The 15670-nt window shown below is 59.7% G+C and carries 12 protein-coding genes; 5 read left to right on the top strand and 7 right to left on the bottom strand.

Annotated elements, in window-relative coordinates; genetic code table 11:
* Together ACIQJ2_RS32870 and ACIQJ2_RS32875 are read left to right on the top strand one after the other, a co-directional pair.
* Nucleotides 1-329 (top strand): hypothetical protein (locus ACIQJ2_RS32870; protein WP_400675866.1); only part of this gene is annotated, 329 nt, incomplete at its 5' end.
* A 156-nt stretch (nucleotides 330-485) separates the two neighbouring features.
* The gene (locus tag ACIQJ2_RS32875) at nucleotides 486-2237 is read left to right on the top strand and encodes a phospholipase D-like domain-containing protein (protein WP_400675864.1); all 1752 of its coding nucleotides are present in this window, start codon (nucleotides 486-488) and stop codon (nucleotides 2235-2237) included.
* Between the two features lie 140 nt (nucleotides 2238-2377).
* On the opposite strand, the gene ACIQJ2_RS32880 is transcribed toward ACIQJ2_RS32875, so the two are convergent.
* From ACIQJ2_RS32880 to ACIQJ2_RS32905, 6 genes are all read right to left on the bottom strand, one after another.
* Nucleotides 2378-3289: a carbohydrate kinase family protein gene (locus ACIQJ2_RS32880; protein WP_400675862.1), complete on the bottom strand. Its 912-nt coding sequence runs from the start codon at nucleotides 3287-3289 to the stop codon at nucleotides 2378-2380.
* Nucleotides 3286-4320, bottom strand: coding sequence for an ABC transporter ATP-binding protein (locus tag ACIQJ2_RS32885; RefSeq protein WP_400675860.1), 1035 nt, complete (start codon nucleotides 4318-4320; stop codon nucleotides 3286-3288). The genes ACIQJ2_RS32880 and ACIQJ2_RS32885 overlap by 4 nt, the downstream gene beginning before the upstream one ends.
* A complete protein-coding gene (gene argH / locus ACIQJ2_RS32890; RefSeq protein ID WP_400675858.1) occupies nucleotides 4320-5834 on the bottom strand; it encodes an argininosuccinate lyase in 1515 nt (504 codons plus the stop codon). Before argH ends, ACIQJ2_RS32885 begins: the two co-directional genes overlap by 1 nt.
* Before the next feature lie 3 nt (nucleotides 5835-5837).
* Nucleotides 5838-6689, bottom strand: coding sequence for a carbohydrate ABC transporter permease (locus ACIQJ2_RS32895; RefSeq protein WP_199150153.1), 852 nt, complete (start codon nucleotides 6687-6689; stop codon nucleotides 5838-5840).
* The gene (locus ACIQJ2_RS32900) at nucleotides 6686-7630 is read right to left on the bottom strand and encodes a carbohydrate ABC transporter permease (protein WP_400675856.1); all 945 of its coding nucleotides are present in this window, start codon (nucleotides 7628-7630) and stop codon (nucleotides 6686-6688) included. The genes ACIQJ2_RS32895 and ACIQJ2_RS32900 overlap by 4 nt, the downstream gene beginning before the upstream one ends.
* A gap of 94 nt (nucleotides 7631-7724) precedes the next feature.
* The gene (locus ACIQJ2_RS32905; protein WP_400675854.1) at nucleotides 7725-8972 is read right to left on the bottom strand and encodes an extracellular solute-binding protein; all 1248 of its coding nucleotides are present in this window, start codon (nucleotides 8970-8972) and stop codon (nucleotides 7725-7727) included.
* Between the two features lie 294 nt (nucleotides 8973-9266).
* Here ACIQJ2_RS32905 and ACIQJ2_RS32910 point away from each other — a divergent pair, with 294 nt between their 5' ends.
* The gene (locus ACIQJ2_RS32910) at nucleotides 9267-10475 is read left to right on the top strand and encodes an ROK family protein (protein ID WP_400675852.1); all 1209 of its coding nucleotides are present in this window, start codon (nucleotides 9267-9269) and stop codon (nucleotides 10473-10475) included.
* Between the two features lie 17 nt (nucleotides 10476-10492).
* Nucleotides 10493-12895, top strand: coding sequence for a PIG-L family deacetylase (locus ACIQJ2_RS32915; RefSeq protein ID WP_400675850.1), 2403 nt, complete (start codon nucleotides 10493-10495; stop codon nucleotides 12893-12895).
* A 270-nt stretch (nucleotides 12896-13165) separates the two neighbouring features.
* Here ACIQJ2_RS32915 and ACIQJ2_RS32920 read toward each other — a convergent pair whose 3' ends face one another.
* Entirely contained in the window at nucleotides 13166-14080 is a 915-nt protein-coding gene (locus ACIQJ2_RS32920; protein ID WP_199150158.1) for a DMT family transporter, read from the bottom strand.
* Between the two features lie 588 nt (nucleotides 14081-14668).
* On the opposite strand from ACIQJ2_RS32920, the gene ACIQJ2_RS32925 reads away from it, so the two are divergent.
* The gene (locus tag ACIQJ2_RS32925) at nucleotides 14669-15361 is read left to right on the top strand and encodes a response regulator transcription factor (RefSeq protein WP_400675848.1); all 693 of its coding nucleotides are present in this window, start codon (nucleotides 14669-14671) and stop codon (nucleotides 15359-15361) included.
* Nucleotides 15362-15670: the final 309 nt, after the last annotated feature.

The raw sequence follows: 15670 nt of genomic DNA on the forward strand, positions 1-15670 counted from the left end.
CATCAATCAGCATCGCAGCCAATCCAGGAAACACTAGAGCGAAGGACTTCGTCGCCAGCAGCGCCGCCGCCCTCGTCAGTGATCGGGCTTATAGAGAATGCACCGCGCCGCCGTCAATAGGAGTTCTGAGAGAAATTACGAAAATCTTACAAGATACTGATTTTATTATGTTTTCAAATGCACGTTTCAGACACCTCTCGCAAGGCGCCTCCCAGACGAGCTTTACAGGTGTTTGGAGCGGTCACCTCGCCGGCGATTGGGGCATCGCACATCGAAACTCGCCGAGAGCATCAGATATCCCGTCCTTCGCCGCACACCAATCCGGCTGATGCTTAGCCTTGAACTATCCCGGGAAGGAGACACATCTCAGTCATAGCCGGCACGGGACGGTATGCTTCGTCATCGGTCGGTCATGGAGCAGTGAGACGGTTTCATGAAGCGATGAAAGTGGAGGTTCATCGCGCAATCGCACGGAGGGCGATCCAATGTCTGATATTACAGTCTGGGCCAACAACGACGTCGTTCAAATAGCGTGGCGGTTCGAGAATCCAATCGCGGGCTGCCTTGGCTTTGCGATCGATCGAGCGGAGGTCTTGGCCGCGGGAGGAGATGGCAGCTGGGAAGCACTTCCGGCCTGGGTCGGCTTCACGGGCGAAACCAACCCGGCCTGGCAGATGAAGGACACCTGGATCTGGCCGATACAGAAGTTCAGCTGGAAGGATCTGACCGCAACACGGGGCAAAACCTATCGCTATCGCGTGACACCGGTCGGCGGCGAGATCGTCGAAGGACAGCGCCTGATGGCAATTACCGGGATCGGACCGCTCGAGAGCCAGCCAGTCACCCTCACGGAAAAGCATGGACATTGCAGCGCCTACTTCAACAGGGGAATTCTCTCGACCCAGTATCTCGCGCATCAGATCCCCGCCGGGCCGAGTGGCGCACCCAACTATATCACGCTGAAGGGCCGCATCGATCAGCCGGGAGATCCGTTGCGCGAGAACCTCGCCGGTCAGATTATCGACGGGCTGCTTTCGCTTCTGCGCCGAGCCGAGGCGGAGGGTGGCACATGCTATGCCGCATTATACGAGCTTAACGATGTGGAGCTGGAAAGAGCCCTACTCCAGGCTTCGAGACTGTCTATCATCCTCTCGAATACCGGTCCCGACGATCAGGAAAATCATCCGGCGCGGCAGGCGTTGCATGAAAAGGCCGCTAGCAATCCCAACCTGCAGATCTTCGATCGCTTCGTCCCCGGCGGCCATATCGGTCACAACAAGTTCATGATCTATGCGGACGGACAAGGGGTGCCCCAGGCAGTGCTTTTGGGCAGCACAAACTGGACAGACACGGCGGTCTGCGCCCAATCGAACAATGCGCTTGTCGTCGAGGACGCCACACTGGCGAAAGCCTACAAGGATTATTGGGATAGGCTCCTTGCCGACACCCAGAATGACGACGCCAAGCAAGGCCACGATTTGCGCAGCTCGGATGCGGAGGCCGGTGCGACGGATATCGCTTTGGACCAGGCAATGGCCACCGTGTGGTTTTCGCCGAACACGCCCCATCCGCGTCCAAGCCATCTGTCTGCGGATGCGCCGCCGCCACCCGATCTGTCAGTCGTGTACCAGCTCATGCAGCAAGCCAAGACGGCTATCGTGTTTCTCGCCTTCCAGCCGGGCAACCCCAGCATCGTGAACGAGCTTGCCCGCCTGGGAAATGCGAGGCCTGAATTGTTCATTCGTGGCGCCGTGACCGACCCCAACGCGGCTCAGACTTTCAATACGACATTGATCCACCGCTCGGGCGAACAGTCGGTCGATGTCGTGCCAGCCTCCGCCATCGACGATCAGTTCGGCTATTGGCAAAGGGAATTGCTCAAAGCAGGACCAAGCGCCCATGCCATCATCCATGACAAGATTGTCGTGATCGATCCGGGCCAACCAGGCTCTGTCGTGATCACCGGCAGCCACAATCTCGGATATCGTGCATCCATGAACAATGACGAGAACATGCTGCTCGTCTCGGGCCATGACGATCTTTCGAAGGCCTACGCCGTCCATGTTCTGGATGTCTATGATCATTATCGTTTCCGGTACATGATCCAGAAGGGCGGCACCCATGCCTTCTCCGGCCTAAGCCGCGATGCGAGCTGGCAGGACAAGTATTTCGCGCCCGACAGCAATGCACGCAAGGATCTGGACGTGTGGTTCCAGAACGGCATCGCAAAAGACTAGACATACGAGCCTTGCGGCCGATCGGAGAAGATCGAAACCATCCTCATCATGTGGAGGCTTTTCTAGCCTAGGTCCGCGCGAGGTTCATGACGGCTGACTTTTCAATCTGAAGTCAGCCGCCTACGGCTTCCTGCACCGTCTCAGCCCGTCGCCTTCTCTGGAGAGCGCAAGATCGCAGCGCCTCCCGCGGCCTGCACCGCGAGACTCCCATATTCGATGCCTGCGTCCAACGCCCTGTTCACATCGTGTCCTTCGAGCCAGGCATCGATAAAGCCGGCATTGAAGGCATCCCCCGCACCTGTCGTATCGATCACCGGAACATCTTTTGCCGCCAAGTGGGCCTGCGTGTCGGCGGAGCGAAGCCAAGCGCCCTCGCCGCCATCCTTCAAAGCAACGATCGGAAAGTGCCTTGCAAGAACGTCAAGAGCGGCGGCGGGTTCGCCGTGACCGGTAATCGCGTGAGCTTCCTCGCGATTGGGCAGGAATATATCGACGCCCTCGCAAGCCGCGAGGAGGTCCGGATCGTAGATCAGCGTCTCGTCCCAGCTCGGATCGAGCGAAACCGAAAGCCCCACAGACTTTGCCTGCCGCACCAGATCCGGTATTTCGTGCAGCGTTGCGAACTCGGCGATGTGCAGATGGCCAGCATCTTTCCACTGCAGCGCAGCCGAAAGCGTTGCGGGTAGCGCGGCACCGGCGCGGCGCGACAGGAATGCGCGATCATTTCCGATCACGCTTGCCACCGTCACCTGCGGACCGGCATCCTCGGCGCGCTCAAGAAAGCGCAGATCAAGACCATCGATCGCGAGATCCGGCTCGATCCCGCGCGACAGGCCGTCAAGGCCGAGACGGGCGACAAGCGCCGCCGCCCTGCCCGCGTGCGCGAGGTGTGCGGCCGAAATAAAGGCACCGCCGCCCGCTGCCATCTTCATGTCCTCGGCGAAAACCTCACGCCCCGCCTGCGGCAGAGACTGCAGGCCGGTGAAGATGAGGTCGCAGTATATCCGTCCTATGCTGAGGACCGCCGGACGCTTCAATTGTTGTGATGTCATAGACGGCCCAGGCTCTTTTCGGTCTTGGCATCGAAGAGATAGAGGCTGCCCGCAGGGGCAGAAACGGCAAGGGTGCTGCCGGTTTCCGGAATGACCTTACCCGGGGCAGTTGCGATCACCGATGCACCGTTGACATCGAGATGAACCAGTGTTTCCGCTCCGAGCGGTTCCACCGCCGTCACAGTGCCGCGCAGCGACAAGCCGCCAGATTGGCCCTCTTCAACCCTCAAGTCGTGCGGACGAACACCGACAAGCACATCACCGTCCGGAGCAAGTTCCACTCCCGTCCCGCTGCGGCGCCCCTTGGTCAGGTTCATCGACGGGCTGCCGATGAAGCGGGCTGTGAACACGTCGACCGGGTTCTCGTAGAGTTCGGTCGGCGTGCCGGTCTGTAGAATGCGGCCATCGCGCATGACGACGATGCGATCGGCCATGGTCATGGCTTCGACCTGATCGTGGGTCACATACACAGTCGTCGTCTTCAGGCGCTGATGCAGCCGCTTGATCTCGATACGCATCTGCGCACGCAATTGCGCATCGAGGTTGGACAGCGGCTCGTCAAAGAGGAAGGCGGATGGGTTGCGCACCATCGCGCGGCCGATGGCGACGCGCTGGCGCTGGCCGCCGGAGAGAGCGGCCGGACGACGGTCGAGATAAGGCTCAAGGCCGAGTGCCTTGCCGGCCTCTTCAATCCGCTGGTCCTTTTCCGCCTTGGACAGCTTCGATGTGTAGAGACCGAAACCGATATTCTGGCGCACGGTCATATGCGGATAGATCGCATAGTTCTGGAACACCATGGCGATGTTGCGCTGCTTGGGATCGCGCTCGTTGACGACGGCGCCACCGATCTTCAGGTGACCGCCGGAAATATCCTCAAGGCCGGCGATCATGCGCAGCGTCGTGGATTTGCCGCAACCCGAAGGCCCGACGAAGACGACGAATTCGCCGTCCTTGATCTGAAGGTCAATAGCCCGAACGGCTTCGACCTTGCCATAGCGCTTGACCAGCTTTTCGAGTTCGATGGTCGCCATCAGCGTGCCTCCACAAGTGCACTGAATTTCTCTTTAAGTTCCCGCGCAGCCGAGGCTTCGCTTGCTGCATGTTCGGACGCCAGCGCTTTGAAACGATCCGCCTCTGCCTTATGTCGGGCGAGCGCCTGGTCCATCGCCTTAGGCGACGGCCCGCCGAGCCGGTCGCGCACGGCGACGAAATGCTGCGGCGATACCAGCTCCTCGAACGTCTGACGGTCAAAAGACGGCTCGCGGGATGTAGCCTCGCGAAACGCATCGAGGAACGGCTCGAAGCCGTCCTTCTCCAGCCCGCCGCCACGCGCGACCACGGCGCGCGCCACTTTAGCCGCGATCTCATGGGCCTGCCGGAACGAGAGGTCCTCGATGCGGACCAGCGAATCCGCCAGCTCCGTGATGGTGATGCAGGAGCGACGAATATTTTCCGCAACGCGCAACGGATCGATGCGGATCGCACCGATAAAGGCCGCCAGCAGGTCGAGAACCCGGCCGGCCGAGGCAAAAGCTTCGTAGCCCATCTGCTGGGTCTCGCCCTCGCTGTCGTTCATGTCGGTGAATGGCGTGTTGTGCATGACGTCGAGAACCGTGCGTGCCCGGCCCATAGTCTGGCTCGCCAGATGCCGCATATGCTCGACCGGCACCGGATTGCGCTTCTGCGGCATGATCGATGAGATCTGCACGAAAGCATGGGGCACGTAGATCTGGCCAACTTCGAAGCTTGTCCAGAACTGGAAATCCTGGATGAGGCGGCCGAGGTGCAGGAACATCAATTCCAGCGCGGAATAGGTAGAGGTAATATAGTCTACAGCGGCGATGCAGCTATAGGAATTGGACAGGGGAGCCTTAAAGCCCAGCAGTTCGGCGACCCGCGCACGATCGATCGGGAAACCCGAGGTCGTGATCGCCGCTGCCCCCATGGGGGACAGGTCGACGATAGCGCGCGCAGCTTCAAACCGCTCAAGATCGCGAACGAGAACCTCTATCGCCGCCGAAAGATAATGACCGAATGTCGATGGCTGCGCCGGCTGACCGTGCGTATAGGCGACGATCAGGGTCTCCTTCTCACGTTCGGCAGCAGCGATCATCGCATCCAGAAGGTTGCGAACCTTTGATGTCAGCGTGTCGATACGCTCCTTCAGACCAAGCTTGAACAAGGTGTGATCGATATCGTTGCGCGAGCGCGCCGTGTGCAGGCGTCCTGCGATGTCGGCGCCGATGCGGGCCTTCAGTTCCTTTTCGATGAGGAAGAAAAAATCCTCGACCTCGCCGGTGTAGGTGAGCGTGGAGGGATCGATTTCCCTATCAATGGCCTCCAGCGCAACCGCGATTGCAGAAGCCTGCTCACGGTCCAGAATGCCTGTTTCGGTGAGCATCACCAGATGCGCACGGTCGATGCGGCGGAAGCCGTCGACGTGGTGGGTCTTGGCGCCATCGAAAAGCGGCCGAAGCACGGTTTCCTTGTAAACCGGATCGGGGAAGACGCTTTTGTCGGAGAGCCGGGGATCAAGATCGGACATGGTTCAACCCTTGAGGCCTGCGAGCATGACACCGCGGACGATGTAACGCTGTAGAAGAAGGAAGACGAGGAGCGTGGGAAGCGTGGCGATAGCGGCGCCCGTCATGATCATTTCCCACTGGATGGACTGCTCGACGGCAAAGCTCGAAAGCCCGACCGGCAGTGTGTAAAGTTCCGGGCTCGTGGATACGATCAACGGCCAGAAGAACGCGGTCCAGTTACCGAGGAAGGTGAAGATTGCGAGTGCCGAGAGCGCAGGTGTCACCAACGGCATCGCCACCTTCCACCAGATCTGGAATTCGTTGAGGCCATCGACGCGGGCCGCCTCGAGAAAATCGTTCGGAACGCCTTCGAAGAACTGCTTCATGAGGAATGTACCGAAGGCCGTCATCATGCCCGGGAACATGATGCCCCAATAACTGTCCAGCCAGCCGAGCTTGCTCGACATCAGATACCACGGGATCACAAGCATTTCCGTCGGGATCATCAGCGTCGAGAGAATGGCGAGGAAAATGAAATATCGACCGCGGAACTGGAATTTGGCCAGCGTGTAACCGACAAGGCTGTCGAAGAAGACGTTCGACAGCGTGACGACCACCGCGACGATCATGGAATTCATGAACCAGCGCAGGAAGCGCCCGTCGGCGAGAATGGTCACGTAATTCTGCAGCGTCGGTTCGGCCGGGATCAGGCGCAGATCGTAGACCTGCCCCGCCGTCTTCAGCGAGGTGGAGAACATGAAGGCCAATGGCGTGATCATGATGAGGCCGCCGATGAACAGCAGCGTCCATGTCAGGATGCGGCCGGGCCGCAGGTTCTGGAACGGCAAGGGCTTGGTTTGGGCTGACATTGTCATTTCTTTTCCCTCAGAATCCAGAGCTGCAGCAGCGAGACGCAAAGCAGGATGGTAAAGAGAACGACGGTCTGCGCAGCCGCATAGCCCATCGCATAGGAGGAGAATGCGGTCTGATAGATCATCAACACCAGCGGCTTGGTGGAGCCGAGCGGGCCACCCGGATCGTTCGTGGTCATGTTGTAGACCTGATCGAAGATGCGCAGGAAACCGATCGAGGAGAAGACGACGAGGAAAACCGTGGTCGGCTTCAGAAGCGGGATCGTGATCTTGCGCAGGATCGCCCATTCGCCGAGACCGTCGATGCGCGCCGCCTCGTAGAACGTATTGGGGATCGCGCGCAGACCGGCCATGAAGATGATGATCTGGAAGCCGAGGCCAGCCCAGATGGATGTTGCCATGATGGCATAGAGCCCTTGGTCGACCGAGCGCAGGAAGCCCTGCTGCGGCAAGCCGATAGAGTTCAGAATATTATTGATGAAGCCGATCGGCGCAGGCTGATAGAACCAGCGCCAGACCCATGCCATGGCGGCTGCCGTCGTCAGATAAGGCAGGAAATAGAGGGCACGAATGAGCCCATGCATGAAGTGCACACGATCCAGAAAATAAGCGATCGTGAACGACACCAGGAGGCTGATCGGCGTGCCGATCAACAGATAGGTGAAGGTGTTCTTGAACACCTTCCAGAATTCCGGATCGGAGAACAGCTTCTGGTAGTTGGCGATGCCGATAAATTTCGGCGGATTCATCAAGTCCCAATCGGTGAGAGAAAGCCAGAAGGCTTCCAGCGTCGGGTAGAAGCGGATCACCGAATAGAACAGGATCGGCAGAGCGAGAAAGCTCCATACCCAGATCAGCCGTCGCGTGCGCATGGAAAGGCGGTCCGTAAAGCGATTGCCCGAAGGCCTGTTCGCCATGCCGCCTGTTTCAGCCGTCATTGTCATGTTTCAAAACCCTTCGGCAGCGGAATATGCATTGCCGTGGACAGGCAGGAGAAGACGAAGCGGCATCCGCCGCTTCGTCGGGTTGCCGTGGCTCTTACTTTGCCGCGTCGAGTACCGTCTGCTCGGCCTTAGCGGCCTGATCGACGGAATCCTTGACCGGTTGCTTCTCGAGGATCACGCGGTTGGCCATATCGATCGCGATCTGGCGCTGCTTCTGCTCGTCTGCGAACATGGTCGTATGCGCATATTCCAGCCCCTTGAGGAATGGGCCGTAGATCGGGTCGGCCAAGTTCTTCTCGGTCATGGCAGCGGAGCGGCGGGCCGGCAGTTCACCTACATCCTGCAGCCAAATGTCCATGGCTTCCGGCGATGAGATGTAGTTCAGGAACTTCTCGGCAGCCTTCAACTTCTCGCCACTTGCCTTGGCGCTGATGCCATTGGCGAAATAGCTGGCATAGTTGGAGCGAACACCCTCGGCATTGGCCGGGAGTTCCGTCACACCCCATTCGAAGTCCTTGATGCTACGGAAGGATCCGAGGCGGAAGGTGCCGTCGATGGTCATAGCAGCCATACCGGCGCGGAAAGCCGCCTGGCCTTCGTCCATGAACTTGACTTCGCCGACCTTATGCTCCGTCTGGAGGCCGGTGTAGAAGGCGAGCGCCTTTTCGCCGGCGGCATCGTTGTAGGCGACCTTACGATCATGATCGGTGTAAGGCTGGCCACCAAACTGGCGTACCAGAACTTCGCGCCACCAATGCTGATCCTGACCTGGCATGTCGAGCGTGATGCCTTCGGCCACAAGATTACCCGAAGCGTCGCGCTTCGTGGTCTTCTTGGCGGCTTCGACCAGCTCGTCGAGGGTCTTCGGCGGCTTGCTCGGATCGATGCCGGCTTCCGTAAACGCCTTCTTGTTGTAGAACAGGGCGAGCGAACGCACGGCCGTCGGCAGCCCGTAATAGTCGTCGCCGCGCTTCATTGCCGAAACGATCGGGAAGAATTCGCTTTCGATCTTGTCGTGCGGGAAGGCATCCTTGGGCAGCGGCTGCAGAATGCCGCCAGCCACGAACTTGTCGAGCCAGCCATAGAAGAGCTGCATGACGTCCGGGCTCTTGCCCGCCATTTTCGCAGCGATCACGCGGGTCTGATAGTCATCGTAAGGGAACGTGACCTGCTTGACCTTAATGTCTGGATTAGCCTTCTCAAAATTTGCGATCAGCTTGTCCATCGCCTTGACGCGCGTCTCAAAGACATACTGCCAATATTCGATTTCAACAGCCTGAGCGGCATTGGCCGCAAGGGCACTGAACCCTGCAACCAGACCTGCCAATAACAGCTTACGCATAAAACCTCCCTTTTTGCCCCCACCCGCCGGTTTACCAAATGCGGTTGCCAGGCTTGGCTGCGGACAGGCGTTTCCCATCCGCACGTTCCACCACATGCCGCACAGCTAAAGCACGACACCAACTCCTTGCTCCATGCGAAAACCATCTTCCCGCAAGGACGCCAGGCAGCTTTCACCACCCTGTCCTTTACGCTTCAACTTTAGGTGCGCTTTGTCAATAAGATAATTTAGTTGAATTATTATATTGCTGTTAAAAACGCCCCGCGCTATTCGTTTGGAGAAGCAGGAGGACACATGACACAGCAACCGGCCAAGGTGCCGCTGGCCGTCACTCTCGGCAAGAACCCGGAGCGGATCCGCGACCACAATCGCCGCGTCGTGCTCGATGTGGTGCGCCGTCACGGCCCCCTGGGACGCATGCATATTGCCCGCCTCACTCACCTGACCGCGCAGGCCATTGCCAATATCGTCGACGAATTGGTGGCGGATAACCTCCTGATGCAGCTCGGCCGCCTCAAGACCGGTCGCGGCCAGCCACCGATCCAGTTCGCCGTCAATCCCGAGGGCGCGATGACCATCGGCGTCGAGATGGGCTCTACCCAAATGGTGACGACCGTGCTCGACCTTTCCGGCACACCGCGCCGACAACATGTTCGCCCCGTTCTCGATGTCAGTGCCGAGAAACTCTCGGCGCAGTTGCGGACTGAAGTCGATGCAGTCAAGGCAACCTTCCCCGCCCGGCTTCTCGGCATTGGCGTCGTCATGCCCGGTCCCTTCGATATTGAAGGCATGAGTTCAGTCGGCCCGACCACCTTGCCCGGCTGGTCCGGGCTCGATGCGGCCGAGGTTTTGAGCCAGGCCTGCGGTGAGCCAGTGCTCGTCGAAAACGACGCTAATGCCGCTGCCGTCGGCGAGCGCTTGTTCGGCGCCGGTCACGCGATCTCCAATTTTGCCATGATCTATTTCGGGGCCGGCATCGGCCTCGGCCTTATTCAGGACGGCGCGCCGTTTCGCGGCGCTTTCGGCAATGCCGGCGAAATCGGCCATGTCGTTATCACACCGAATGGCCGCCATTGCCCTTGCGGCCAGAAGGGGTGCCTGGAAACCTACGCCTCGCTCCATGCGCTGCGTGAAAAACTTCATGCCGCCGGCATTGAGAACACGGACTTCGACGGACTCGAAAAACTGCATGGCCAGCGCAACCCGGTGTTGATGGGTTGGCTGCAGGAGGCCGCCGACCACCTCGCGCCGATGATTGCCATGATCGAGAATATCCTTGATCCCGAAACAGTGATCCTCGGCGGCATGTTGCCGGATGCCATCATAGACGACCTGATCCGGCATATGGGCGAGCTGCCCATCTCGGTCGCAAGCCGCCGTGCTCGTGCTCTGCCGCGCGTCCTGCGCGGACAGACCGGCCAGTTCACCGCCGCACTCGGCGCAGCATCCCTGCCGATGTTCGAGGCGATGACGCCGAAGCTCGACATGAACTCAGAATTGTAAGAGATCCGCGAGGAACCATGCTCACCGCCCTTCAGCGCATCGACCGCCAGAAATCGTCCCCTGCCCTTGTCCGTCTGCACAGAGCCTTGAGCCGACTGCGATCGACGGTGACGCTGATGCATACGGGCGCGCATCCAGACGACGAGCAAAGCGGGCTGATGGCCTATTTCCGCTTCGCGCTCGGCATGAAGGTCGTTATCGCCTGCTCCACGCGCGGCGAAGGCGGCCAGAATGCGCTCGGGCGGGAACGCGGCGGCGCGCTCGGCGTGATCCGCAGCCGGGAAATGGAAGAGGCCGCACGCATCCTCGATTGCGATATACACTGGCTTGGCCATGGTCCTGATGACACCGTGCACGACTTCGGTTTTTCCAAGGATGGCGACGGCACCTTCGCACATTGGGGCGAGGAAAAGACCGTGGAGCGTCTGGTGCGCGCCTATCGCACCGAGCGGCCCGACATCGTACTTCCAACCTTTCTTGACGTCCCCGGTCAGCACGGTCATCACCGCGCCATGACACGCGCAGCAGAGAAGGCCGTGCGGCTTGCAGCGGATGAAAATGCCTTCCCCGAGCACTTTGCCGAAGGGCTGATGCCATGGCAGGTCGCGAAATTCTACCTGCCGGCATGGTCCGGCGGCGGCGATACCTATGATGACGAGCTGCCGCCGCCAGACGCAACCTTGAGCATTCGGGCAACCGGGCGCGACGAGGCGACAGGCGCGGACTATGACCGGATCGGCGAATGGTCGCGAGCCTGCCACGCCACACAGGGCATGGGTCGCTGGCCCGACGTGCCGAAATCCGAATGGCCGTTGCATCTGAAATTGCCTGCGAGCCATACGGAAGAAACGATCTTTGCTTCGCTCCCGCAGTCCCTCGCCACGCTCGCTGCCGCCGACGGACTGCCAGGGGACGTCAAGCAAGCGCTGCTCGGCGCGGACACGGCCATTGAAGACGCCATCGCCGCCTATCCGAGACGCGCGGTCATCATCGAGCGACTGGTCCATGCGGCGAAAAACCTGAAGTCCACTCTTTCCGGCTCACCTGACGATTTCCTGCAGCATCATGGACACCGGTTGAGGCGCAAGCTTCAGGAACTCGATGCAGCATTGATCGAGGCAGCCTTGTTGTTTGAGCGCGCTGGCCTCGACAGGCCCATCCTGGCATCCGGTGGCAAGACAAGCCTTGTCGTCGAATACGGAGCCGGCGCCAGCGATGTCGCTGTCACGGCCGAAGTCGTGTTGCCGGAGGGCTGTGCAGCTCTTTGCGAAAGGAAGAAAACGAGTCGCGAGGAATTTACAGTCTCCGTCTCGCAGAGGGCGGGGCTTTCACCGCTCTTTGCGCCGGCATGGCGCGCGCTCGGCGGCAATGGTCAGGGGTTTATCCGGCTCGAGGCGCAGTTTGGCGAGCACGATGCGGAGACTCTGGTTGATCTGGAGGAGCCCCTTATCGTCATCCCTGCGACATCGGTTCGACTGGATCCCTCTGCGCTTGTCGTTTCCACGCGCCAGCCTGAGATCGCCGAGTGGCGGGTCGAACTTGCCGTCGACGGGCTTGCGAACCAAATCACATTCAGGCCAGAGAACGGATGGCTTGCCGACGTGCAGGGGTCGGCCCTGACATTGCGCGCGCCTGAAGATGTGAAGCCTGGCCTTACGCGCCTGCTGCCTGCGATCGACGGAACACCCACCTGGCAGGCGACTGCAATGAACTATCGGCATGTCGGCACCGCGCTTTGGCGCGAACAAACCGCTCTGCAGATACTTGCGCTCGATTTGCGCCTGCCTGACGCCCGTATCGGCTATGTCGGCGGCGGCGCAGACAATACCGGTCTTTGGCTGAAGCGGATGGGCTTCGATGTCACCGATCTGGAAGAGCGTCATCTTGCAGGCGATCTCTCGCAATTTTCAACGATCGTGGTTGGTATCTTTGCCTTCGGACTACGCTCGGATCTGAACGCCGCCACAGACAGGCTGCACCGTTTCGTGGAGATGGGCGGACATCTGCTGACCCTCTATCACCGACCGTCCGATGGGTGGCATCCTGACCACACGCCACCGCGAAAGCTCGTGATCGGATCGCCTTCGCTGCGCTGGCGCGTCACCAATCCCGATGCCCCGGTCACCGTTCTCGTGCCGGAACATCCGCTGCTGACGGGACCAAATCTCATTGGCGAAGACGATTGGAATGGGTGGCACAAGGAACGGGGTCTATATTTCGCCTCGAGCTGGAACGATGCCTACCAGCCTCTGCTCTCCATGCACGACGATGGTGAGCAGCCTCTCTTCGGAGGGTTGGTTTCAGCAGAGATCGGCAGCGGGCGACACACCCATACGAGCCTTGTCTTGCACCACCAACTCGACCGCCTCGTACCCGGCGCCTTTCGCCTTCTCGCCAATCTGGTCCAGCCTGCCAGATAGAGCGTTTCTGCCTTTTTCTTGAATCGCGACAATGCGCTATCTTCTTATTTGCTAGCGCATTCCGGACGCAAACCTGCTGTGTACTTTTCCTGGACCGGCGGCCTCTCGGCACGGCTAGCGTGAGCTGAAACGCTCACCGACAAACGTCCTGCGATTCTCAGAGATCGTCACGGACGAGTTACGTCCACACGAAAAGAAGACGGCGCGCAGGGAGCGGCCTCCTTCGAGGGCGTTCATAACGGATGTGCTGGTTGGGCGACAAGCGCCGCGTCAATGCCCATCCCGCGCAATCGCATCCTTTGGAATGCTCTCGGTCAGACTCTTTCGATGGAAGATGAAAAGGCCGGCAAGCACGATGATGACGGATCCGACGATGATCTGCGCATCGGGAATATCGCCGAAGAACAGGAAGCCGAGCGCGATCGCCCAGATCAACAGGCTGTATTGGAGCGGTGCGAGCAAGGATGCCGGTGCAAGCTTCAAGGAGCGGGTGATCAGCATGTGGGCGGCGCCGGCAACAACGCCAAGCGCGAGCATGGCTCCCCAGTCGAGCGTCGACGCCGAGCGCCAGTTGCCGATGCTCAACACCAGACCTGCCGCAAGCGCGGCAACAGTCTGCCAGGCAACAAGCGTGGCATCGCTCGTATGCCGCAACCTTCGGCTGAGGACCAGCGTCATCGAGAAAGCAAGGCTGCCGCCCAGGCCGAAAATCGACGACCAGGACAGCATCGCCGCCGAAGGGCGCAGCGCGATCAGCACGCCGACGAAACCAACCAAAACCGCAAGCCAACGCCGCCAGCCTATTCTTTCGCCAAGGAAGAAATGCGAAATCGCCGCAACATAAATGGGGCCTGCCATGTAGAAGGTCATGACATCGGCCAGCGGCAGATAGGCAACGGCTGCGTAGAACAGAGCGACATCGGCGGTCGTCATGACGACCCGCAGGACCTGCAACGGCGGATGCTCGATCCGAAAGAGCGCGTCGCTTCCCTGCCGCATGATCATGGGTGCAAGGATGAGGAAGGCGCCGAACGAACGTATCACCAGAACCTGGCCGACGGAGAAACTCGCGACCAGCCATTTACCCATGGCATCATTCAGCGAGAACATGAAATCGCCGAGAACCATCAGAAGCACGCCGACAAGCACGAGATTGCCGTTCGTGACGGCCTTGCTGGGATTCATGATATGTCCTCTGCAGAATCTCGATTTATCTGGACGGGCTTTAGCCGGTTTTGCCCCGCTCCCGCAAGGCACGGCCGCACGCGGCGCAGTTGAAAGAAGCCCGGATACAGCCCGCTTTGCTGGAAGAGGTGCAGTCGGGCCTCAAATCCGGCTGAGCTCTCCGCTGCTTCGACTGTAAGGCGTTCACCTCGGTAACCATCCGCGATGAGCCGCCCGACCGCCAGCGGTTCGTCCCGCACCCCTTGATAGCGGCGATAGTTCCGATGCTAGCCGTACGGTTGCGACTGGACCGGTCTTCACCGGATCTCCTCCGTTTCTTGACAATGGCAAGCCACGATGCGGGCATTCCGATCTCCAGGAGAAGCAGCATGTGGGCATTTCCTTTGCAGTTTTCTGATCGCGTCACCGGCTCAGCCGAGCGGTGGCCGCGCAAGAGACGCCGGCGAGCCAACCATCATCGGCGGCATCCTCGTCCAGCCGCCCGCCTTCCAAAAAACAACCGGCCGGCTTTGGCGCGAGAGGCAACTCTCATCAACCGGCCGGTCTTGAACAGTGAACAACAGCTTTCACCCATCGAGTGAGACGCCCTTGAAAATTCTGCTACTTGAAGACGAACCCGGAATGAGCCGAGCCTTGCTTGAGGCGTTGAGGCGTCGTGATGTGCTGGCCGACCACGTTCGCACCATCGCCGACGCCGATGCGATGGTCTGCACGGGCACATATGATGCCCTCGTGTTGGATCGCTGCCTTCCGGATGGCGAGGGTCTGGATTTCGTCGTGACGCTTCGTCAACGCAGGCATCCCGTACCGATCCTCGTCCTGACCGCCCTCGGCAGTGTCGATCATCGCGTGGATGGTCTCGATAGTGGCGCCGACGACTATCTTGCCAAACCGTTTGCGATGGAAGAATTGCTCGCCCGCCTGCGGGCGCTCCGCCGGCGGGGTTCGATGGTTTCAGACCGGAACCTGGATTTCGGCAATCTCACCATCGATCCCAGGAGCAACGAGATCTGCATCGCCGGATCGGTGATCGAATTTTCACGACGCGAGTATCTGGTACTCGAGGCCCTGTTGCGCCGTCCGAACCGTATCGTCACGAGGCCTAGCCTGATCGAGGCGGTCTACACTTTGGAAGACGAAATCGAATCGAACGCGCTCGACGCTCACATCTCCCGAATTCGAAAGAAGCTTGTTCTTGCCGGTGCCGCGGTCGAGATAAGGGCCGTGCGCAATCTCGGCTATCTGATCCGATCGAGAGTACAGGCCGCCATCGCGTCCTGACGATCGAAAGCGCCCGGCGCGGAAATATTCCACCGCGGCAATCGGAGACGCGAACCTCAGCCCAACCCCAACTTCTCGCATATACGCTTTAACTCATTTTTTATGACAGCCTGAATCGATGCGCTTCTTTCACGGTTGAATAACTGGTTCTCGCTATTGTCTATCGACAAATGAGAGAGCCGCAGATGACGCGACAGCCGGGTAAACCGACGAAATCGATGAGCACTGGATCGAAAGAGGACGATCGGCGCCTCCGCCAACGGCTCGATGCACTGCAGGAGCAGTATCTGTCGCTCACCGAGCGATATG

Source organism: Rhizobium sp. NPDC092011, from assembly GCF_044756305.1.
Lineage (GTDB): Bacteria > Pseudomonadota > Alphaproteobacteria > Rhizobiales > Rhizobiaceae > Rhizobium.

Coding starts and splice junctions, on each gene's coding strand:
- ACIQJ2_RS32920 (WP_199150158.1), bottom strand. CDS start 14,080: ATGAATCCCAGCAAGGCCGTCACGAACGGCAATCTCGTGCTTGTCGGC.
- ACIQJ2_RS32875 (WP_400675864.1), top strand. CDS start 486: ATGTCTGATATTACAGTCTGGGCCAACAACGACGTCGTTCAAATAGCG.
- argH (WP_400675858.1), bottom strand. CDS start 5,834: ATGTCCGATCTTGATCCCCGGCTCTCCGACAAAAGCGTCTTCCCCGAT.
- ACIQJ2_RS32885 (WP_400675860.1), bottom strand. CDS start 4,320: ATGGCGACCATCGAACTCGAAAAGCTGGTCAAGCGCTATGGCAAGGTC.
- ACIQJ2_RS32880 (WP_400675862.1), bottom strand. CDS start 3,289: ATGACATCACAACAATTGAAGCGTCCGGCGGTCCTCAGCATAGGACGG.
- ACIQJ2_RS32905 (WP_400675854.1), bottom strand. CDS start 8,972: ATGCGTAAGCTGTTATTGGCAGGTCTGGTTGCAGGGTTCAGTGCCCTT.
- ACIQJ2_RS32895 (WP_199150153.1), bottom strand. CDS start 6,689: ATGACAATGTCAGCCCAAACCAAGCCCTTGCCGTTCCAGAACCTGCGG.
- ACIQJ2_RS32915 (WP_400675850.1), top strand. CDS start 10,493: ATGCTCACCGCCCTTCAGCGCATCGACCGCCAGAAATCGTCCCCTGCC.
- ACIQJ2_RS32910 (WP_400675852.1), top strand. CDS start 9,267: ATGACACAGCAACCGGCCAAGGTGCCGCTGGCCGTCACTCTCGGCAAG.
- ACIQJ2_RS32900 (WP_400675856.1), bottom strand. CDS start 7,630: ATGACAATGACGGCTGAAACAGGCGGCATGGCGAACAGGCCTTCGGGC.